Source organism: Streptomyces sp. NBC_00557 (genome assembly GCF_036345995.1).
Taxonomy (GTDB): domain Bacteria; phylum Actinomycetota; class Actinomycetes; order Streptomycetales; family Streptomycetaceae; genus Streptomyces.
In genome coordinates, this window is the sequence record NZ_CP107796.1 from 726,420 (window position 1) to 746,723 (window position 20,304).

Sequence of the window (20,304 nt, forward strand, 5' to 3'; positions counted from 1 at the left end):
GGACCGCGAACGGCCGCCCGCGGCGCCTCAGTCCACGGTCGTGGACCGGCCCAGATAGGTGAGGGGACCGGCGTCCGCGACCGGTATCTCCTCGAAGCCGAGCCGGTCGTAGAAGACGCGGGCGGCGGTGTTGACGGTGACCATGCCGAGGTGGACGGCCTGAACTCCCTGGTCGCGCAGGGCGTTCAGGAAGGTGTGCATCAGCCGCCGGCCGTGGCCCTGCCCCTGCCACGGCGGCAGCAGGTCGATGTGCAGATGGGCGGGGTGGCCGGCGAGTTCGGGCACGAGCATGCGCTCCGGGTGGTGCAGAAGGCGGATCATCTCCTCGGTGGGCGTGCGGGGCGGCTCCACGGGCTCCGGACAGCGGTCGGCGAGCAGGGGGATCCAGCTGTGCCGGAAGTCCTTGACGAAGCGTTCGGTGTCCGCGGTGCCGACGATGTAGCCCACGGCCCGTCCCGTGCCGTCGTCCAGCACGAAGGCGAGGTCCGGGTCGAAGCGGCAGTACGGCTCGGCGAAGAGCGCGGGCATCAGGCGCTGGTCGGGGTACAGGGCCCGGGAGTCGCCGCCGTTGTGCGCGGTGCGGACGCAGACGTCGGCCACCGCGTCGCGGTCGGCGGGACGGTACGGGCGGATGGCCGGGGTGGGAGACGGAGAAGGCATGGGCTCATCCTGAACCCCTTGGGAGCGCTCCCACAAGCCGTCCGGCCGTCGCTCGTTCCCTGCCGGGCAAGCGGCGGCCCGCTGGTGGAGCGGGCCGCCGCGGCGGAGACGGTCAGTACCGCAGGCGCCTGGCCCGGAGCAGCATGACCAGGCCGGACAGCGCGAGCAGGGTGCCGAGCGCCGCGGGCCACAGATGCGACCCGGTCTCCGCGAGCGCGCCCTGTGTCCCCTGCGCCTGGGGCTGTGCGGGCGGGACGTTCCCGACGGCGCCGGCCTGGCCGGACGCGGACCGGCTGGGCTCGGCCTGCGGCGACTGCCGGGGCGGAGCGGGCGAGGACGTGGACACCGGGCGGGCGGGGCCGGTGGACCGCTCGGGCTGGGCGGTGCGGTCGCTCAGGGTGCCGTGGCCCTGCTCGGTGCCGTGGTCTTGTCCGTTGCCCTGGTCCGGCTGGGTGGTGCGGTGGTGCTGCCCGGTCGTGCGGGTCGGTGCGGACGTGCGGGTCGGTGCGGCCGTGCGGGTCGGTGCGGCCGTGCGGTGGGGTGTGGTGGTCGCGTCGGTCCGCGGGAGCTGGGAAGCCGTCGGGGCCGAGCCGGAGGTGGCGGAGGAGGTGGGCTGCTCGGTCGCACCGCCGCCCGGGGCGGCCGTGGTACCGGAGCCGGAGCCCGGGTCGGCCGTCGTACCGGAGCCGGAGCCCGGCGTGGGCGACGCGGTCGCACCCGAGCCGTCACCGTCGGGGCCGCACACACGGCCGGAGTTGATGCAGTCGACCATGTGGCGCATCAGGTCCTCGTCGAAGACGTTGATGAAGTCGCCGTGGTCGGTGACGGGCTTGTGCAGCTGCTCGGGGAAGGAGTCGACGGCGAACAGCGGGACCGTCCGGCCGCCGTCCTGCAGGCTCGGCGCCCGGACGTCGTAGACGAGGCGCTGCACCAGCTGCGGAATCGGCTGGAAGCCGGCCGGGCAGGAGCCGTCGGGGGCGGTGAAGGCCACATGCGTGCGGTGGTTGGCGCTGTCGGTGTTGCGGCCGTCCCAGCAGCTCTGGAAGCGGAAGGTGCGCACCACGTCGCTGCCCTGCGGGCACAGCGGGTACTTGTCCTTCAGCTGCCGGTCCTCGTAACCAGTGCAGCTCCAGGACGCGTTGGCGTTGGCGGGCCCGTTGACGAAGGCCTTGGCGTCGCCGGTGATGATGCGCAGGAAGCGGGGCATGGCGGTGACCTTGCCGCGCGGGTTGCCGACGAAGGTCAGGGTGACCTGCTTGGGGGTGACGATCCGGCCCGCGTTGCCCTCCGTGCCGCCGCCGGGGGATCCGGCGTCCCGCTCCTGCGTGCCGTCCTGCAGGCGCAGCACCGGCCAGTAGTACGTGGACCTGTCGCCCTGGTCGACGCAGCTCGTCCCGGCCTTCGCCAGGTCGTCGTCGCTAGCGAAGGCGCTGTTGCCCTGGTTGCCGACGTAGTCGTGGAAGTGGTGGGCGCCGTTGGAGACGCCGGGGGCGACGATGACGTTGTCGGAGTTGCGCAGTCCGTTCGCGTTGACTCCGCACTCGGAGGTGAAGCTGCCGCGCGAGGCGTCGGCCTGCTGCGGCGGGCTCGGCACATCGGGCTGCACCGAGGTGATGTCCGCGTAGTCGGAGGCGACGGGCCCGTTGCCGCCCTGCCCGGCGCCGTTCGGCGGGGCGGATCCGGACGGAGAGGCGGTGGCCGGGGAGCCGCCGGACGGGGCGGCCGTCGCCTGGGCGCCTGCGTCGTCTCCGGGGCGCAGGGTGCAGCCGGCGAGGGCGTCCAGGCCCTGCGGGCGCTCCCCCGCCCGGTCGACGGCGTCCGCGATCCGCGCGATCGACCCGGCCCGCTTCTCCTCGAGCGGCTTCATGATGGTGTCGTCGACCGAGCCGGAGTCCTGGCCGGCCGTCCAGCCCGACTGCTGGAGCTGCCGGTAGGCGTCGGCCGTCTGCCGGTCCAGCAGGGCGAGTTCACGGTCCACGTCGGATCGGGCCGCCTCGGGTACGGCGGTCAGCCGGGTGCCGACATCCGGGCAGTCGATCGTGGGCATGCCGGTGGACAGGACGTGGCCGGTTCCGTTCGTGCCGGATCCGTCGCCCCAGGACTCGGTCGCGGAGGCGTAGACGTTCGCCGCGACGAGCCCGCCTCCGCCCAGCATCAGGGCGACCGCTGCGAAGGTCGCGCGTCGTGCGCGGGTCGGGCGTCTGCGCTTGTTGCGTGCCAAGGTCGTCCCCTGTGTGGTGTGTGCGCCGGTGCGTCGGTCGGGCGTGGAACTCCCCGGGCTCATACGGACGGCCGGGCCGATGTGTTCAACGCCCTCGCGAATTCACCGGCACCTCACAGGAAACCGCGGGTCCCGCCCCTTCCCCTTCGACCGCCGTCGCGAACATCACAAAAAGGTATCGGACATTTCGCCTCTCAACCTTCACATGAGCCACACACCTTGGCTAGGTTGACGCGAGGCCGCCCGGCAGGTGAGGGACCGGACGCAACGGCCCAACTGCCCTGCGGGGCAAGGAAGGAGCGTGTCTTCCATGGCGCCGGAGAGCCGCGACGGAGTACCGGGACGGGACGAGGTACGGCAACGGATCGACTCCCTTTACGACCAGGCCGAGAACGCGACCGGGAACTACAACGCGACCCGGGCCATGGCCTCGGTGAAGCGCTCGCGGGGAGTTCCGCTCGCCAAGCGGCGGCGGCCGGATCCCGCTCTCGACGAGGTCGCCCGGCAGTGGTTCGAGGCGGCCCGTGCCAAGCTCGGCCCGACCGTACCCGCCGTGCTCCCCGCGGACCGGCTCCCCGACGCCCCGCCGGCCGAGCGGCGCGGCCGGGACCGGTGGGGCGGCACACCGGACGCCCCGGGCCTGGCAGCGCGCCGCACCGAGGCCCTGGAGCGGGCCGCCGAGCGTACGGTGGCCGAGCTGACGGCCGGCCGGCCCACGGACCCGGAGAGCCTGGCCCTCGCCGCCCGCGAAAGCGCCCGAGCGGCACTTCCCGGTCCACGGCGCCCCGAACTCCCGGGCGGGGCAGGTGACTTCTCCGGGCCGATCGGCGAGGTCCGAGGTGGCGGGGGCGACGGAGGTACCTGGGGCACCGGGGGCGTCCAGCCGCCGGGGCCGGCAGCCCTGACGGCCCCGGCCGGCCAGGCGACCCCGGCCGGTCCAGGAGCCCTGACGGCCCCGGCCGGTCCAGGGGCCCTGACGGCTGCGGCCGGTTCGGCAGGCTTGATGGCCCCGACCGGTTCGGCAGGCTTGATGGCTCCGACCGGCTCGGCAGCCCTTACGGCTCCGCTCGCCGGGGGCGTACCGGCGGGGCTCGGGCCGGTGGAGCCGGCGGGACTCGGGCCGCTGCAGTCGGGGGGTCCGGGAACGGTGAATGCCGCCGGTCCGGGTGCGGGACTGCCGTCCGGCCTGGGTACGTCGGAACCGGGGGGCTTGGACACCGTACTGCCCGCCGGCCTCGGTACGGCGGACCCAACCGGCCTGAGTACGGGACTTCCGTCCGGCCTGGGCAGCTCGGGTCCGGGGGGCCTGGACACCGGACTGCCGGCCGGCCTCGATACCGCTCAACCGGCGGGCTTGGGCACAGGGTTGACGGTCGACCCGGGTGCGGCGGTGTCCGGAGCCCTGGGTGGGGCGCGAGTGGCCGGTCTCGGTCCTGCCGAGACCGCCGTGCTCCCGGTGACCGCCCTCTCCGACGCCCAGGGAACCCCGGCCCAGGGGCCGAGTCCGTTCCCCGGTGTCGCCCGGTCGGGCCGCACCTCCCCCGGCGCTTCGAAGGCGGCCAACCAGCGCAAGCTCGCCGCCGCGAGCGACGTGCTCTCGCGGTACACCGCCCGACTGACCACCTCCACGGCGGCCGCCCACGCCGCGTCCGTCACGGCCGCCGAGCCGCCCCGGTCCATGACCGCGTCCCCGGCACCGGCACCGGCACCGGGGACGGACGTACCGCCCGCGTCGGTTACGTCCTCACCGAGCTTCACGGCGGCAACGCCCGGCCCGGTTACCGCCACGGCCGCACCACCCGCGCCGGACACGGGCGGCTCCCCCGCCATGGCCCCGCCGCCCCCTCCGTTCACGGTCGCAGAACCGGCCCCCGCGCCCGCACCACCGGCATCCGCACCGGCAGCGGCACCGGTCGCGGCAGCGCCCCCGGCATCGGTCATGGCCCCACCGCCCCCTCCGTTCACAGCGGTACCGCCGGCCTCCGCGACCGGCACGCCACCCCCAGCCGCCGTACCCGCCGCCCCCGCGGCCGGGCAGTGGCCCGGGTCGCAGTGGGCGGAGTCTCCCGCGCCGGAGCCCTGGACCACCGCGCCGGACGCCATGGCTTCCATGACCGGCACCGGCTCCCTGCACCCCGTCGCCGGTTCGCCCCGGGCCGCGCGGGCCGCCAAGGCCATCGCGTTCGCCCGGGCGCAGATCGGGAAGCCGTGTGTGTGGGGTGCGACCGGGCCGGACTCGTACGACTGCTCCAGCCTCACCCAGGCAGCCTGGCGGGCCGCCGGGGTCGAGTTGCCACGGGCCGCGTACCGGCAGGCGCTCGCCGGCGCCCCTGTCACCCTCGCCGGGATCGAGCCCGGTGACCTGGTGCTCTTCTTCGACGACGACCGGCATGTGGGCCTTTACACCGGCGGCGGGATGATGGTGCACGCGCCGGGCCCGGGGGCGTCGATACGCGAGGAGTCGATCTACGGCGCCGGCGAGTCGGCGATCCACCGGATCGTGCGGCCCGCGTGAGGCCCGGGACGGGTCAGCCGCGCCGCCGGCGGGCGCGCCGGCTCTCGTAGTGGTCGAGCAGGGTCTCCTCCAACGGACGGTAGGTCAGGCCGAGTTCGCGGACACTGCGGCTGTTGTCGACGCGGAAGCGGATGCCCAGGTGCTTGCGGATGTAGTCCTGGGTGAGGCCGAAGGCGGGGCCCAGGACGCGGACCGGCCAGTGCGGCAGCCTGGTGCGCGGCAGGCGTGGATCGCGGGGGTGGTGGGCGAGGATGACGCGGGCCATCTCGTGGAACGACGTCATGGTCTCGGCGGCCACGATGTACCGCCCGTGCGCCGCCGGGTTCTCGGCGGCGGCGATGTGCGCGTCGGCGACGTCCCGGACGTCCGCCGTGGTGAAGCTGAAGTCCGGGGCGCCGTACCAGAAGTACCCCTGGAACAGCTCGTCCAGCAGGAACAGGCTGCCGGAACCGGAGGCCGGCGTGAAGGAAGGTCCCAGGATCAGCCCGGGGTTGACCGACACCATGCGCCAGCGGTCCTGCGCCGACTCGGCCCGCCAGGCGGCGCGTTCGGCCAGCGTCTTGGCGTAGTGGTAGGGGTTGTCCTCGACGGTGCTGGTGGTGTTGAAGTACCGCTCGGAGAGAACCTGACCGTCCATCGCGAGCACGTCGGCGTACGTGCCGAAGACGGCGCCCACGGTGGAGGTGAGGACGAGCGTCCGCACCTCGGGGGTCCGCTCGATCGCCCCCAGGACGTTGCGGGTGCCCAGCAGCGCCGGGTCCACGACGTCCCGCCGGCCGTCCCTGATCTGCTCCGGCATCAGGAACGGCGAGGCCACATGGAAGACGACCGAGCAGCCGCGGAACGCGGCGTCGAAGACGCCGGACTTCAGCAAGTCCGCCTCGAACAGCTCCAGTCGGCCGGGAAACGCCTCCTGCAGTTCCCACAGCGGCCGGACCTTCGGCGCGTCGGCCCTGTCGCGCACGGTGGCGTGTACCGGATAACCCCGCTCCAGCAGGCGTCGTACCAGATGACTGCCGACGAATCCGCTGCCGCCGGTCACCGCCACGGCCGTCCTCGTGTCCGCGCCCACGCCCGCCCCCTCTCACGCCAGGAGGACAGGGTCGCGCATCGCGCCGCTGCGGCGGAACACCGAGGACAGGGGATGAGGCAGGCCTGGCCCAGCCATAAGATCCACTTATGAGGTCATAGACCCGACCCGCATACCGAGTTAGGTCACCCTTAGTTTAGGCTTCCCGATCAGAGCCGCCCATCAGACGCGAAGGGAACCTGATCATGCCGCGCCCCCTGCGGGTAGCCATCGTCGGAGCCGGCCCCGCCGGGATCTACGCCGCCGACGCCCTGCTCAAGTCCGAGGTGGCCGCCGACCCCGGCGTGTCCATCGACCTCTTCGAGCGGATGCCCGCCCCGTTCGGCCTGATCCGGTACGGCGTCGCGCCCGACCACCCGCGCATCAAGGGCATCGTCACCGCCCTGCACCAGGTCCTCGACAAGCCGCAGATCCGGCTGTTCGGCAACGTCGACTACCCGACCGACATCAGTCTGGACGACCTGCGCGCCTTCTACGACGCGGTGATCTTCTCCACCGGCGCGACGGCCGACCGCGAGCTGCCGATTCCCGGCATCGACCTGGACGGCTCCCACGGCGCCGCCGAGTTCGTCTCGTGGTACGACGGCCACCCGGACGTGTCCCGCACCTGGCCGCTGCAGGCCGAGAAGGTCGCGGTGCTCGGCGTCGGCAACGTCGCGCTCGACGTGGCCCGGATCCTCGCCAAGACCGCGGACGAACTGCTGCCGACCGAGATCCCGCCGAACGTCTACGACGGCCTGAAGGCCAACAAGGCGGTGGAGATCCACGTCTTCGGCCGGCGTGGCCCCGCCCAGGCGAAGTTCAGCCCGATGGAGCTGCGCGAGCTGGACCACTCGCCGAACATCGAGGTCATCGTCGACCCCGAGGACATCGACTACGACGAGGGCTCGATCGAGACCCGGCGCGGCAACAAGCAGGCCGACATGGTCGCCAAGACGCTGGAGAACTGGGCGATCCGCGATGCCGGCGACCGTCCGCACAAGCTGTTCCTGCACTTCTTCGAGTCCCCCGTGGAGATCCTCGGCGAGGACGGCAAGGTCGTCGGACTGCGCACCGAGCGCACCGCCCTGGACGGCACCGGCAACGTCAAGGGCACCGGCGAGTTCAAGGACTGGGACGTCACGGCGGTCTACCGCGCGGTCGGCTACCTCTCCGAGAAGCTGCCCAAGCTCCCCTGGGACATCGAGTCGGGCACCGTCCCGGACGAGGGCGGCCGGGTCATCGAGGAGGGCGGCGCCCATCTGCAGTCCACCTATGTCACCGGCTGGATCCGGCGCGGCCCGGTCGGCCTGATCGGCCACACCAAGGGCGACGCCAACGAGACCGTCGCCAACCTGCTGGACGACTACGCGAACGGCCGGCTGCACACCCCGGCCGCGCCCGAGCCGGAGGCCGTGGACGCCTTCCTCGCCGAGCGCGAGGTCCGCTTCACCACCTGGGAGGGCTGGTACAAGCTGGACGCCGCCGAACGCGCCCTCGGCGAGCCGCAGGGCCGCGAACGCGTGAAGATCGTCGAGCGTGAGGACATGCTGCGCGAGAGCGGGGCGTGAGTCCCGCACGTCAGGGACGATGAGGGGGCCGGCGCCGGTGCGCCGGCCCCCGAGCGCAGGGCGGCGCGGCGCCGGAAGAAACCCTGATGAGCCCCGGAAACCGGCCCTGTTAGGGTCCAGCGGTGTCCTCCCTCCGTGAGCCCCTGTTCTTCACCCGTCTGCGCGGGGCCCGGCGCGTCCTCGTCGCCGGGGCGGGCGGCGGCTTCGACGTCTACGCCGGGCTTCCCCTGGCGCTCGCCCTGCGGTCCGCCGGAAGCGAGGTGCACCTGGCCAACCTGTCCTTCTCCGACCTGTACGGCCTGGGCGCCGACCACTGGGTGGCGCCGGACGTCGCCGCCGTCCGCCCGGACACCCCGCAGCGCGGCGACTACTTCCCCGAGCGCTCGCTCGCGCAGTGGCTCCGGGCGCAGGGGCTGCCGGACACCGTGTACGCCTTTCCCCTCACCGGTGTCGAGCCGCTGCGCGCCGCCTACCGGGAACTGGCCGGGCACCTGGGCGGGCTGGACGCGGTGGTGCTGGTCGACGGCGGGACCGACATCCTGATGCGGGGCGACGAGCACGGGCTCGGCACGCCCGAGGAGGACATGGCGAGCCTGGCCGCCGTCGCGGGTCTCGCGGAGGTCCCGCACCGGCTGGTGGCCTGCCTGGGTTTCGGGGTGGACGCCTATCACGGCGTCAACCACTCGCTGGCGCTGGAGAACCTGGCCGCCCTGGACCGCGCGGGCGGCTATCTGGGCGCGTTCTCGCTTCCCCGGGACAGCGCCGAGGGCGCCGCCTACCTCGACGCGGTGGCCCACGCCCAGCGCTGCCACGCCGGTCACCCGAGCATCGTGCACGGATCCGTCGCCGCCGCGGTGCGCGGCGACTTCGGTGACGTGCGGTTCACCGAACGCACCCGGGACAGCGAGCTGTTCGTCAACCCGCTGATGAGCCTGTACTTCTGCGTGGACCTGCCCGCTCTGGCCGACGCCAACCTCTACCTGGACCGGCTGTCGGACACCGTCCTGATGCGCCAGATCAGCTCGGCCATCGCCGGCTTCCGCGAGGAGCTGCCCCGTCAGCGCCCGCCCCGGGCGTTCCCGCACTAGGTCCGGCACGGGCTGATCGGGCAGAGACTCCCGGAGCATGATGTGGGCATGAAGATTCCCGACCGACGGATCGAACTGTTCACCGGCGCCGGCAGCGAGCACCGGTTCAGCGGCCCCGCGACCGGCGACGAGCGGAGCATGCTGGTGGCGATGCTGGACGCCCAGCGCGCCACCCTGAAGCTGAAGTGCTCGGGCCTGGGGCCGGAGTTGGCCCGGCGGTCGGTGTCCCCGTCCTCGCTGTCCCTGCTCGGCCTCGTCCGGCACCTGGCCGACGTGGAACGCCGCTGGTTCCGGGCGGTGCTCGCCGGGCAGGACGTGGAGCTGCGCTTCTCCTCCCCGCAGGACCCGGAGGGCGACTTCGACGGCGCGGCCCCCGATCCCGGCGTCGTCGCGGCGTCCTGGGAGGCCTGGCACGCCGAAGTCGCCTTCGCGGAGGCGTTCGTCGCCGAGGCCGCGGACCTCGGCGTCGAGGGCCACGACGCCTGGCGGGGCACGGTGTCCCTGCGCTGGGTGCTCGTCCACATGATCGAGGAGTACGCCCGCCACAACGGCCACGCGGACCTGATCCGCGAACGGATCGACGGCGCCGTCGGGGTGTGACGCCGCCGTCCCGCGCCACCGCCCACGGACGCAGCTCCCCTTCATTCCGGGCCGAGTTGCGGACGCCGGAGCGCGGCCGGCGGGTGAACGGGGTCCGCCCCTAAGCGGATGGACGGGCGGGCCCCGTTCGCCGGACCATTCTGCGGGCCGTCCGGGGACGCGACCACGTGTGAACGACGGCCGCCCGACGCGCGCCGCACGCACCCCGGGTGCACGGCGCGCGCCCTGTGCGCGAGGACGCGAGGACGCGAGAACGCGGGCGGCCGGGGGGCAGCAGGCCGGCGGTGCGCGGGGGCGCGGGAGGCGGCGGCGTTGCCGCCGGTGCACGAGGGCGCGGGGGGCGTGCGGCCGGTACACAAGAGCGCGCGGGGGGCGGCGTGCCGCCGGTGCGCGGGGCGGCGAAGGGACGGAACGCGGCCTGCGCTCCGGGGCACGCGGAGGTGGCTCCACGCCGCATGTGCGCCAGGACGCGCGGACGGGGGCGGAGTAAGCCGCCTGTGTCCGGGCATGCGACCAGGGCGACGCGCCGCCGTCGGGGCCGGGCGACCGGCCGTCCGCCGAGCGGTGATACTGGAAGGCGCACCCGCCCCCATCAGCAGATTGGCCCATGTCGAACTCCAGCACCGACCGCGCCACCGTCCCGCAGACCCTCTGGGCGGCCCGCGGCCGTCACACCGGTCCCGCACCCGAGGAAGTCGTCCGCCGCACCCTGCGCCGGCACAAGGACAGCGGTGACATCGACGACTTCGCCGAGCCGCCCGTGTCCGAAGAGGGGCAGCGGCGGATCTTCGAGGCCCGCTGGCGGGTCGCCGGCACGGTCACCGTGCGGGCACGGCTCACCCTCGTGGCCCGGGAGGGCCGGCCGCAGGGGCACGAGTGGCGGCTCGTCGCGGAGGCGGAGCGCCCGTGGGACGAGGCCTGGCCCTCGCCGGCGACGCTGTTCTGGCCCGAGGGCGCGGTGGGCGAGGACGGCTCCTGGGACCATCACGCCACGGTCGCCGGGCTGCGGTTCCGGCAGGTCAACGCGCTTCCCGCGGACGACAAGGAGATGCGGCGCAGACTGCGGGACACGGCCCGCGAGGCGTGGTGCGTCAACGTCGTCGTGCACGAGGCGATGACCCCGGACGAGCGGGGCAAGCTGCCGCTGGCCCGGCTGCTGCCGCCCGGGCTGAGGCACCGCGTGGTGGAGCACCGGGCCGCGCCGCACCAGTTCCGCGCCGTCAACTGGGCGCTGAAGGACCTCGGCGTCGAGGTCCCGCGCGGCGGTGCGGTGCTGCTGCCTCCGGACCCGGCGCCGGAGGGCTACGACAGCCGCGAGCACACCGTCCGGAACGTCTTCCTGGACGGCTCCGAGCCCGCCGAGCTGCTCACGGCCCTGCGGCACTACGTCGCGCTGCCCCGGCCGCTGCCCCGTGAGGTCGACAAGGCGCTGACCGACCTCCGCGAGAACTGGACCCTGATGACCCTCCAGGAAGAGCTGGAGCGGGAACGGCAGCTGGTCGCCCGGTACGCCGAGGCGCTGGAGGCCATGACGAAATCCCGTGACCTGTACAAGGAGGCCGCCGAGCAGGCGCTGGAGGCCCTCGCCGCCTACCGCGACGTCCCCTCGCCGGCCCTTCCGCAGCAGCGGCCCGAGGCCCGGACCCCGGGGGGTGCGCTGCAGCAGCTGACCCGGACCTTCGAGCGGCTGAAGTTCACGGCCAAGGGCCGGCGGCAGCAGGCGCCCGCCCCGCAGGGCGCGGCCGTGGGCGAGGCGTACGGCACACCGGGCATGCCGGAACCGGAACCGGAACCGGGCCGGTCCGTGGCGGCGAGCGGCGGGACGCGGACAGCGGGCGGCGACGGCATGGACCGGGCGTCGTAGCCGCCGTGGACACCACGACCACCCTGCTGGTGGCCGGCGCCGTCGTGGCGGCGGTCCTGCTCGCCGTCGCCCTGGCCGTGCTGGTCCGGCTGGTGCGCACCCGGCGCACGCTGCGGCGCGCCGGGCTGCCGACGGGTCCGCGCTGGGTGTTCTGGGGCGCGGTCGCCTATCTGCTGCTTCCCACCGACCTGCTGCCCGACCCCATATACCTGGACGACATCGCGGTCCTGCTGCTCGCGCTGCGCAGCCTGCGCACCGCCCGCCCACTGCCGCCGGGCCCCACCGAGTCCTGACCGCCCCGGCGCAGGCGTCGCCAGGGAGTCATGCGCATGGACTTCACCTGCATCCCCGACATCCCTGCGCCCCCGACGCCGCCCTGGCCTTGGGTCCTCGACGCCGTCCGCGCGTCACCTGGCCTCCTGGGCGTTCCGGCGCAGCGCCGGCCGGCCCGCGCCGCACGAGTCGGCCGCCCGAGCCGACGGCCGGCCTCCTGCTGAACCGGCCGCCGCCTCGGCGATCGCCGTCCTGGACTGGCCGCCGTCTCGGCGGTCGCCGTCCTGACCCCGCCGCCGACTCCCCGGTCACCGTCCTAGACGGCCGCCGTCTCGGCGGTCGCCGTCCTGACCCCGCCGCCGACTCCCCCGTCGCCCGTCCTGACCCCGCCGCCGCCCCCCCCGGTCACCGTCCTAAACCGGCCGCCGTCTCGACGGTCGCCGTCCTGACCCCGCCGCCGACTCCCCCGTCGCCCGTCCTAAACCGGCCGCCGTCTCCGCCGTCGCCGTCCGCCTTGCGCGCGCCGCCGCCCCGCCCCGCCCTGTGCGCGCGGCCCGGCCGGCGTAGCGCCCGCCCCGTCGGCCTGCGCCCGCCCGGCCGTCGTACGCCCGCACGGCCGTCTCTCCCCGTTTCCTCCGTCCCCGCGGGTGCGTCGCGCGGTTCCCTGGCGCATTCTTGCTGTGTCATCCCACCCGACGGGCGCACGGGACAAGGCAGGGACGATGACCGGCAGCGGTGGCGAGCGGACGAGCCGTACGCGGGCCCGGCTGGCCAAGCTGCTGGCTGGTACCGCGACCGGGGCGATCGACGTGGCCGGCGGCCGGGTGGCGGGCGTGTATCTGCGGTCGCGCTCCCCGGGGCTGCTGCGCCTGGCGGTGCTGTCCGGACTGCCGGGGCCGTTGTTCCGGCCCTGGTGGCGGCTGCACGTCGCCCGTCCCTTCCCTGTCACCGACGCCTACCGCCTCGGCGTGCCGGTGGTGCTGGCGGACGCCACCGAGACGGTGCGCCGGTATCCGCAGTTCGCGGCGGTGCTGCCCTTCCCGTTCGGGTCGGTGCACATGCCGGTGCCAGGCGGCAGCGAGCCGCTCGGGGTGCTGACCGTGCTGCGCCCGACGGTGGCCGAGACCGCGGACGAGCCGATGGACCGGGAGCTGCCGGCCCGGCTGGCCGAAGGGCTGGGCGCCGAGTTGCTCGGACTCGCCGACGGCGATCCTGGCGCGGTCGTCTGGGACGGCGAGCCGCTGTGTGTGCGGCCGCGCGCGGCCCGGCCCGCGCAGGCCGTCGTCGCGCGCTTCGGCTGGGATCCCGGCACCCGCACGGTGCGCGCCGACGATCGGCTGCACAACCTGCTGGGGCTGCGCCCCGGCGGCTTCGACGGGACGGACACGGCGTTCGCGGAGGCGCTGGCCCCGGACGAAGCCCACCTGGTCCTGAGCGCCCTGCTGGACACCGCGTCCGGCAAGCCGCCCCTCGCGCCGCTGAGCCTGCGGGCACCGGACGGCACACCGCGGCTGCTGGATCTGTGGCCGGCCGACGAGGGCGGGGCCCCGGCTCCGGTCGCCGGAGTGGTGGTCGCCCCCGGTTCCGGCGCCTTCGCGGACGGCGCGGCCGATCCGCTGCCGCAGGGCGTGCTGTGCCTGGACCGGCTCGGGCTGGTCGTGTACGCCAACGAGGCCGCCGCCCGGCTCGCCGGCCGGGGCCGGGAGTCGCTGCTCGGGCGTCCGCTGTGGGAAGCGCTGCCGTGGCTGGCCGGTCCGCCGTGCGACGACCACCTGCGCGGGGCCCTGCTGTCCCCGGAGCCGGTGAACTTCCGTGTGCACCGGCCCGCCGGCGAGGGCGGCGCGAGTGGTGCGGGTGACTGGCTCGCCGTGTCGCTGCACCCCGGCGAGGACCTGCTGACCTGCACGCTCGTCCCGGCGGGCCGGATGGACGGGCAGCTGGAGCCGGCCGTGGAGGAGCACGTCCCCTCGGACCCGGTGGCGGCCGGGCGCGCGCTGACACCGCTGTACCGGCCGATCTCCCTGGCCGTCGCGCTCACGGACGCGGTGACCGCCCAGCAGGTGTCGGCAGTGGTGGTGCAGGAGCTGCTGCCCGCGTTCGGCGGCGGGCGCCTCGCCATCTACCTGCTGCAGGAACGGCATTTCCATCTCGCCTGGGAGAGCGGCTTCCCGCAGGGGTTCCTCACCCAGTTCGAAGGGGTCGGCCTCGACGCGCACGTGCCCGGTGTGGAGTGCCTGACCACGGGCCGGCCGCTGTTCTTCGAGTCGATGCAGCAGATCGCGGCCGCCTATCCGGGCATTCCGCTGGACGCGGAGGAGGGCGCCCGCGCCTTCCTGCCGCTGATCGCCTCCGGACGGCCGGTCGGCTCGTGCATCCTCGGCTTCGACCGCTCGCGCCGCTTCAGCGCCGAGGAGCGCACGGTGCTCACCGCGCTCGCCGGGCTGATCGCGCACGCCATGGAGCGGGCGCAGCGCTACGACAGCGAGGCGGCCGTCGCCCGCGGCCTGCAGCAGGCGCTGCTGCCGCACCGGCTGTCCACGCATCCGCTGGTGGAGACCGCGGGCCGGTATCTGCCCGGCACCCAGGGCATGGACGTGGGCGGTGACTGGTACGACGTCGTGGAGGCGGGCGACGGACTCGCCCTGGTGATCGGCGACGTGCAGGGGCACGGGGTGCAGGCGGCGGCGACCATGGGGCAGCTGCGCAGCGCCGTACGGGCGTTCGCGCTGGGCGACCGGCCGCCGGACGAGGTGATGGCGGGCACCAACCGCCTGCTGACCGACCTCGATCCCGGTCAGTTCGCCAGCTGCTGCTATCTGCGCCTCGACCCTGCGACCGGCCGCGCCCGCATCGCCCGTGCCGGGCATCCGCCGCCGCTGCTGCGGTGCCGCGACGGGCAGACCCGGCTGCTGGACGTCCCCGGCGGTGTCGTCCTCGGCGTGGACCCGTACGCCCGGTACCCGGTGGCCGAGCTGCTGCTGGAGCCCGACGAGATCCTCGCCCTCTACACGGACGGCCTGGTGGAGCGGCCGGGCACGGACATCGACGAGGGCATCGCCGCGCTGCGGCAGGCGCTCGCCACGGCCGGCGCCGCGCGCGGGCGGCGGGGCGGGCGGTCGCTGGCCGGGGTCGCCGACCGGCTCACGGCCGAGGCCCGGCGCGCCACGGACCGCCCCGACGACGTGGCGCTGCTGCTCGCCGCCCGGCGCTCGGCCCCGGCACGCCGCCGCTGACCGCGCCGCGCTGCGCCGCGCCGATCGGCGCAGTCACCTCGGGCGACGGTCTCGCCCGAGCGCGCCGGGCAGTGTAGACATGGGCACATGGTGCGACTGCCTGGCCGGAATGAGACACGGCCGCCCCGTTCCTCCGGGCCGCCGCGCGCATCGCAGAGCCGGCCGCCGCGGGACTCGGACGGCAGCGGCGGCAGGCGTGGTGTACTGCGGTCGGTGCTGACCGGGCGCAGCGTCGCCGGACAGGTGTTCCTCCTCCAAGTGGTGATCGTGCTGCTGCTGATCGTCGCGGCGGTGGTGTCGCAGGTGCTCCAGGTCCGGCACGACAGCGACCTGGAGGCACAGAACCGTTCGCTCGCGGTCGCCCAGACGTTCGCGAACGCGCCCGGCACGGTGGCCGCGCTGCGCTCCGCGGATCCCACCGCCGTGCTGCAGCCGCGCGCGGAGGCGGCCCGCAAGGCGACCGGCGTGGACTTCATCGTCGTGATGAACACCAAGGGCATCCGCTACACGCACCCGAAACCGGACCGGATCGGCAAGAAGTTCGTCGGCACCATCGGCCCCGCGGTGGCCGGGGGCACGGTCGTCGAGCACGTCACCGGGACGATCGGTCCGCTGGTGCAGGTCGTGGTGCCGGTGAAGGACGCCTCGGGCAAGGTGGTGGGCCTGGTGTCGGCCGGGATCACCACGGAGCACGTGGGCGGGGCCGCCGAGCAGATACTGCCCCTGCTGCTCACGGCGGCGGCGGTGGCGCTGGCGCTGGCCACCGCGGGCACGGCCCTGGTCAGCAGGCGGCTGCTGCGCCAGACGCACGGTCTCGGGCCGTACGAGATGACCCGGATGTACGAGCACCACGACGCGGTGCTGCACGCGGTCCGCGAGGGCGTGCTGATCGTCGGCGCCGACGGCAGGCTGCTGCTCGCCAACGACGAGGCGCGCCGCCTGCTGGACCTGCCGGAGGACGCCGAGCGGCGCAGCGTGCTGGAGCTGGGTCTCGACGAGGAGACGGCGGCGCTGCTGGCCTCGGGCCGGGTGGCCACCGACGAGGTGCACCTGGTCAAGGACCGCCTGCTGGCGATCAACCAGCGCCCCACCGATCTGCGCGGCGGCCCGGCCGGCAGTGTCACCACGCTGCGCGACTCCACCGAGCTGCGGGCCCTGTCCGGCCGCGCGGAGGTGGCCCGGGAGCGGCTGAACATGCTGTACGACGCCGGGGTGGGCATCGGCACCAGCCTGGACGTGACCCGCACCGCCGAGGAACTGGCCGAGCTGGCCGTGCCGCGGTTCGCCGACTTCGTGACCGTGGACCTGTTCGACGCGGTCCTGCAGGGCGAGGAGCCCAAACCGGGCACCGCGCTGCGCCGCACCGCCTGCGCCGGCATCCGCAAGGACTCCCCGCTGTACCCGGTCGGGGAGCGGATCCGGTTCGTGCCCGCCTCGCCGCAGGCCCGCGGTCTGACCACCGGGCAGTCGGTCCTCGAGCCGGTGCTGCGCGACGCGCCCGGCTGGCGGGCACAGCACCCGGAGCGTACCGCCAGGGTCCTGGAGTACGGCATCCACTCGCTGATCACGGTGCCGCTGCGGGCGGGCAACCTCGTGCTGGGCCTGGCGAACTTCTGGCGTGCGGAGAAGCCGCAGCCGTTCGACGCCGAGGACCTGGCGCTCGCCGAGGAGCTGGTCGCGCGGGCGGCGGTGTCCATCGACAACGCCCGCCGGTACACCCGTGAGCACAGCATGGCGGTCACGTTGCAGCGCAGCCTGCTGCCGCGCTCCCTGCCCGAGCAGCGGGCGCTGGACATCGCCTACCGCTATCTGCCGGCGCAGGCCGGGGTGGGCGGCGACTGGTTCGACGTCCTGCCGCTGTCCGGCGCACGGGTGGCCCTGGTGGTGGGGGACGTGGTGGGGCACGGACTGCACGCGGCGGCCACCATGGGCCGGCTGCGCACGGCGGTGCACAACTTCTCCGCGCTGGACCTGCCGCCCGACGAACTCCTCGGCCTGCTGGACGAGTTGGTGGGCCGGATCGACCAGGACGAGACCGCCGCCGACGGCTCGGCGGCGATCACCGGAGCGACCTGCCTGTACGCGGTGTACGACCCGGTCTCCCGGTGCTGCAGTCTCGCCCGGGCCGGCCATCCGCCGCCCGCGCTGGTGCATCCCGACGGCCGGGTGGAGTTCCCGGACGTCCCGGCGGGGCCGCCGCTGGGGCTGGGCGGGCTGCCCTTCGAGACGGCCGAGCTGGAGCTGGCGGAGGGCAGCCGGCTGGTGCTGTACACCGACGGGCTGGTGGAGGACCGCGAACGGGACATCGACGTGGGGCTGGAGTTGCTGAGCGAAGCGTTGCGCGGCACCGCGGGGGCCTCGGCGGAGGACACCTGCCGTGCGGTGCTGGACCGGCTGCCGGCCCGGCCGAGCGACGACGTCGCGCTGATCGTCGCCCAGACCCGGGGGCTGGGCGACGACCGGGTCGCCCAGTGGCAGGTGCCGTCGGATCCGGCGGCGGTCTCCCGGATCAGGTCCGCGGTGACCCGGCAGCTCACCGACTGGGAGCTGGAGGATCTGGTCTTCACGACCGAGCTGGTCCTGAGCGAGCTGGTCACCAACGCCATCCGCCACGGGCGCGGCCCGATCGGGGTACGGCTGCTGCGCGACCGCACGCTGATCTGCGAGGTCTCCGACCGCAGCACCACCTCGCCGCATCTGCGGTACGCGGCGACGACCGACGAGGGCGGCCGGGGTCTGTTCCTGGTGGCGCAGCTCGCCGAGCGCTGGGGCACCCGCTACACCCCCGAAGGCAAGGTCATCTGGGCGGAGCAGCCCTTGCCGTAGGCCCGCACGACGAGGGCCCGGCGGACGGCAGCCTGCGCCGGTCGCCGCGCTCGCAGGCCGTCAGGGGATGCCTGCCGCGCGGTGACCGGGCGCGTGTGCGGTCCGCCGGGCCCCGTCCCGGATCGCCGCTTCGCCCGAGCGGCGTACGGCGGTCAGCTCAGCCGCGAGCGCAGCAGCTCCTTGCCCATTTCGGCGCCCTTGCGGCTGTCGGCCTGGGCCTTGCGGAACAGCTCCATGACCTCGTCGTCGTGGTCGCGCTCGGCGTCCTGGATGTACGTCTCCAGGCGAAGGGCGTTGTCCAGGCACGACTCGACGTACCAGATCAGGTCGTAGTTCTTGTCGCGGGTACCCGTGACCCCGCCGGTCTCGCTGGTGCTGGTCATCCGGGGTCTCCTCCTTCTGTCGACCCTGCGTCGTTCTCCTTGCGGAGACTCCCGGGTACCCGTGCCCCCGGGCGGCACACCGCCCGGCGGCTCAGCCGAGGGCGCGGTCGAGGTTGAAGGCGGCGCTGATCAGGGACAGATGGGTGAACGCCTGCGGGAAGTTGCCCTGTTGCTCGCCGGTTCGGCCGATCTCCTCGGCGTACAGGCCGAGGTGGTTGGCGTAGGTGAGCATCTTCTCGAAGGCCAGCCGGGCCTCGTCGAGCCGGCCGGCCCGGACCAGGGCCTCGACGTACCAGAAGGAGCAGATGGAGAAGGTGCCCTCGTCGCCGCGCAGCCCGTCGGGGCTGGTCTGCGGGTCGTAGCGGTAGACGAGGGAGTCGGAGACCAGGTCCTCGGTGAGGGCGTCCAGGGTGGACAGCCACTTGGGGTCGGTCGGTGCGATGAACTTGGCGAGCGGCATCATCAGCAGGGAGGCGTCCAGCACGTCGCCGCCCTCGTACTGGACGAAGGCGCCGCGCCGTCCGGACCAGCCGCGGTCCATGATCCGCCGGTAGATCGTGTCGCGGACCTGTCCCCAGCGGAGCAGGTCGGCGGGCAGCCCGCGGCGGCGGGCCAGGCGCATGGCCCGCTCGATCGCGACCCAGCACATCAGCCGCGAGTACGTGAAGTTCCTGCGTCCGCCGCGGGTCTCCCACACGCCCTCGTCGGGCTGGTCCCAGTGCTCGCACACCCAGTCCACCAGGCGGCACACGTCGTCCCACTGGCCGCTGGAGATCGGCTCGGCCCACTTGTCGTAGAGGTAGATCGAGTCGATGAGGGCGCCGTAGATGTCCAGCTGGAGCTGGCCGGCGGCGGCGTTGCCGACGCGGACCGGCGCGGAGCCGAGATGGCCCTCCAGGTGCGGCAGCACCCGCTCGGGCAGGTCGGCGCGGCCGTCGATGCCGTACATGATCTGCAGCGGCGCGGCGCCGCCCGTGGTGTCGCAGGGGCTGACGTGCGTGGTCAGGAAGCGCATGAAGGCCTCGGCCTCACCGGTGAAGCCGAGCCTGAGCAGCGCGTAGACGGCGAAGGCGGCGTCCCGCACCCACACATAGCGGTAGTCCCAGTTGCGTTCCCCGCCGAGCTGCTCGGGCAGGCTGGCGGTGGGGGCGGCGACGATGGCGCCGGTGGGCGCGTAGGTGAGCAGTTTCAGGGTCAGGGCGGAGCGGTGCACCATCTCGCGCCAGCGGCCCCGGTAGCGGGACTGGTGCAGCCAGCGCCGCCAGTAGGCGACCGTGGCGTTGAACGCGTGCTCGGCCTCGATCAGGGCGCAGCCGCGGGGAGCGATCTCGCCGCCGACCCGGTCGACGGCGAACACGGCCGTCTCGCCCTCGCCGAGTTTGAAGTCGGCGCGCACGTCGGGGCCGTCGCACTCCACGTCGACGGTGGAGGTCAGCGCGAGCGCCTCGTGGGCGGACTCGAAGACGGTGGTGCCGGCGAGGGTGCGCAGGGTGTGCGGCTCCGCGCCGTAGCCGAACCGCGGGGCGACCAGCACCCGGAACGGGACGGTGCCGCGCACGCAGACCACGCGCCGGATCAGCCGGTGCCGGCCCGCCTCGCCCGCGCCGTCGGAGGTCACCGGCATGAAGTCCTGCACCTCGCCCACGCCGTCCTCGGTGAAGAACCGGGTGATCAGCACGTTGGTGTCGGGGAAGTAGAACTGCTTGGTCCGCGCCGGCACGGTGGCGGACAGCTCGAAACGGCCGCCGCGGTCGGCGTCGAGGATGGCCGCGAAGACGCTGGGCGCGTCGAAGGACGGACAGCAGTACCAGTCGATCGTGCCGTTCGAGCCGACCAGGGCCACGGTGCGCAGGTCGCCGATGAGTCCGTGCTCGGCGATCGGCAGATAGCGGGACCGGAGGCGGGCCTCCGCGGGAAACGGGCTCTCGGCCATGTGCGGCCTCCCGGTGAGCGGTGCGAGATGTTTTCCAGCTTAGGAGCGAGTGGTCTCCGGTGGCGTGG

At 74.2% G+C, this 20,304-nt stretch carries 13 protein-coding genes; 8 read left to right on the forward strand and 5 right to left on the reverse strand.

Annotated features, from left to right (window positions below; genetic code table 11):
* Positions 1–27: 27 nt before the first annotated feature.
* A complete protein-coding gene (locus OG956_RS02605) occupies positions 28–660 on the reverse strand; it encodes a GNAT family N-acetyltransferase (RefSeq protein ID WP_330336281.1) in 633 nt (210 codons plus the stop codon).
* A gap of 112 nt (positions 661–772) precedes the next feature.
* Positions 773–2,815, reverse strand: coding sequence for a DUF1996 domain-containing protein (locus OG956_RS02610; RefSeq protein ID WP_330342712.1), 2,043 nt, complete (start codon positions 2,813–2,815; stop codon positions 773–775).
* 376 nt (positions 2,816–3,191) lie between these two features.
* Between OG956_RS02610 and OG956_RS02615 the strand changes: the two genes are divergently transcribed.
* Entirely contained in the window at positions 3,192–5,396 is a 2,205-nt protein-coding gene (locus OG956_RS02615; protein WP_330336282.1) for an NlpC/P60 family protein, read from the forward strand.
* Between the two features lie 13 nt (positions 5,397–5,409).
* Here the strand turns inward: OG956_RS02615 and OG956_RS02620 are convergent, their stop codons facing one another.
* On the reverse strand, positions 5,410–6,468 hold the full coding sequence (locus OG956_RS02620) for an NAD-dependent epimerase/dehydratase family protein (RefSeq protein WP_330336283.1): 1,059 nt from the start codon (positions 6,466–6,468) through the stop codon (positions 5,410–5,412).
* Positions 6,469–6,671: 203 nt separating this feature from the next.
* Here OG956_RS02620 and OG956_RS02625 point away from each other — a divergent pair, with 203 nt between their 5' ends.
* The 7 genes from OG956_RS02625 to OG956_RS02655 all read left to right on the forward strand — a co-directional run bounded on the left by OG956_RS02625 (position 6,672) and on the right by OG956_RS02655 (position 17,920).
* Complete coding sequence (locus tag OG956_RS02625; RefSeq protein ID WP_330336284.1) at positions 6,672–8,036, forward strand: FAD-dependent oxidoreductase; 1,365 nt, start codon at positions 6,672–6,674, stop codon at positions 8,034–8,036.
* 122 nt (positions 8,037–8,158) lie between these two features.
* Complete coding sequence (locus OG956_RS02630) at positions 8,159–9,124, forward strand: DUF1152 domain-containing protein (protein WP_330336285.1); 966 nt, start codon at positions 8,159–8,161, stop codon at positions 9,122–9,124.
* Positions 9,125–9,172: 48 nt separating this feature from the next.
* Complete coding sequence (locus OG956_RS02635) at positions 9,173–9,724, forward strand: DinB family protein (RefSeq protein ID WP_330336286.1); 552 nt, start codon at positions 9,173–9,175, stop codon at positions 9,722–9,724.
* Positions 9,725–10,331: 607 nt separating this feature from the next.
* Entirely contained in the window at positions 10,332–11,588 is a 1,257-nt protein-coding gene (locus OG956_RS02640; protein WP_330336287.1) for a hypothetical protein, read from the forward strand.
* 5 nt (positions 11,589–11,593) lie between these two features.
* Complete coding sequence (locus OG956_RS02645; RefSeq protein ID WP_330336288.1) at positions 11,594–11,881, forward strand: DUF1232 domain-containing protein; 288 nt, start codon at positions 11,594–11,596, stop codon at positions 11,879–11,881.
* Between the two features lie 702 nt (positions 11,882–12,583).
* Complete coding sequence (locus OG956_RS02650; RefSeq protein ID WP_330336289.1) at positions 12,584–15,094, forward strand: SpoIIE family protein phosphatase; 2,511 nt, start codon at positions 12,584–12,586, stop codon at positions 15,092–15,094.
* Between the two features lie 87 nt (positions 15,095–15,181).
* Positions 15,182–17,920, forward strand: a complete 2,739-nt coding sequence (locus OG956_RS02655; protein WP_330336290.1) for a SpoIIE family protein phosphatase — start codon at positions 15,182–15,184, stop codon at positions 17,918–17,920.
* 152 nt (positions 17,921–18,072) lie between these two features.
* On the opposite strand, the gene OG956_RS02660 is transcribed toward OG956_RS02655, so the two are convergent.
* Positions 18,073–18,303: a hypothetical protein gene (locus OG956_RS02660; protein ID WP_330336291.1), complete on the reverse strand. Its 231-nt coding sequence runs from the start codon at positions 18,301–18,303 to the stop codon at positions 18,073–18,075.
* A 91-nt stretch (positions 18,304–18,394) separates the two neighbouring features.
* Complete coding sequence (locus OG956_RS02665; RefSeq protein WP_330336292.1) at positions 18,395–20,236, reverse strand: glycoside hydrolase family 15 protein; 1,842 nt, start codon at positions 20,234–20,236, stop codon at positions 18,395–18,397.
* Between the last annotated feature and the right edge of the window lie 68 nt (positions 20,237–20,304).

Coding starts and splice junctions, on each gene's coding strand:
- OG956_RS02640 (WP_330336287.1), top strand. CDS start 10,332: ATGTCGAACTCCAGCACCGACCGCGCCACCGTCCCGCAGACCCTCTGG.
- OG956_RS02660 (WP_330336291.1), bottom strand. CDS start 18,303: ATGACCAGCACCAGCGAGACCGGCGGGGTCACGGGTACCCGCGACAAG.
- OG956_RS02655 (WP_330336290.1), top strand. CDS start 15,182: ATGGTGCGACTGCCTGGCCGGAATGAGACACGGCCGCCCCGTTCCTCC.
- OG956_RS02665 (WP_330336292.1), bottom strand. CDS start 20,236: ATGGCCGAGAGCCCGTTTCCCGCGGAGGCCCGCCTCCGGTCCCGCTAT.
- OG956_RS02635 (WP_330336286.1), top strand. CDS start 9,173: ATGAAGATTCCCGACCGACGGATCGAACTGTTCACCGGCGCCGGCAGC.
- OG956_RS02650 (WP_330336289.1), top strand. CDS start 12,584: ATGACCGGCAGCGGTGGCGAGCGGACGAGCCGTACGCGGGCCCGGCTG.
- OG956_RS02605 (WP_330336281.1), bottom strand. CDS start 660: ATGCCTTCTCCGTCTCCCACCCCGGCCATCCGCCCGTACCGTCCCGCC.
- OG956_RS02615 (WP_330336282.1), top strand. CDS start 3,192: ATGGCGCCGGAGAGCCGCGACGGAGTACCGGGACGGGACGAGGTACGG.
- OG956_RS02610 (WP_330342712.1), bottom strand. CDS start 2,815: ATGCTGGGCGGAGGCGGGCTCGTCGCGGCGAACGTCTACGCCTCCGCG.
- OG956_RS02625 (WP_330336284.1), top strand. CDS start 6,672: ATGCCGCGCCCCCTGCGGGTAGCCATCGTCGGAGCCGGCCCCGCCGGG.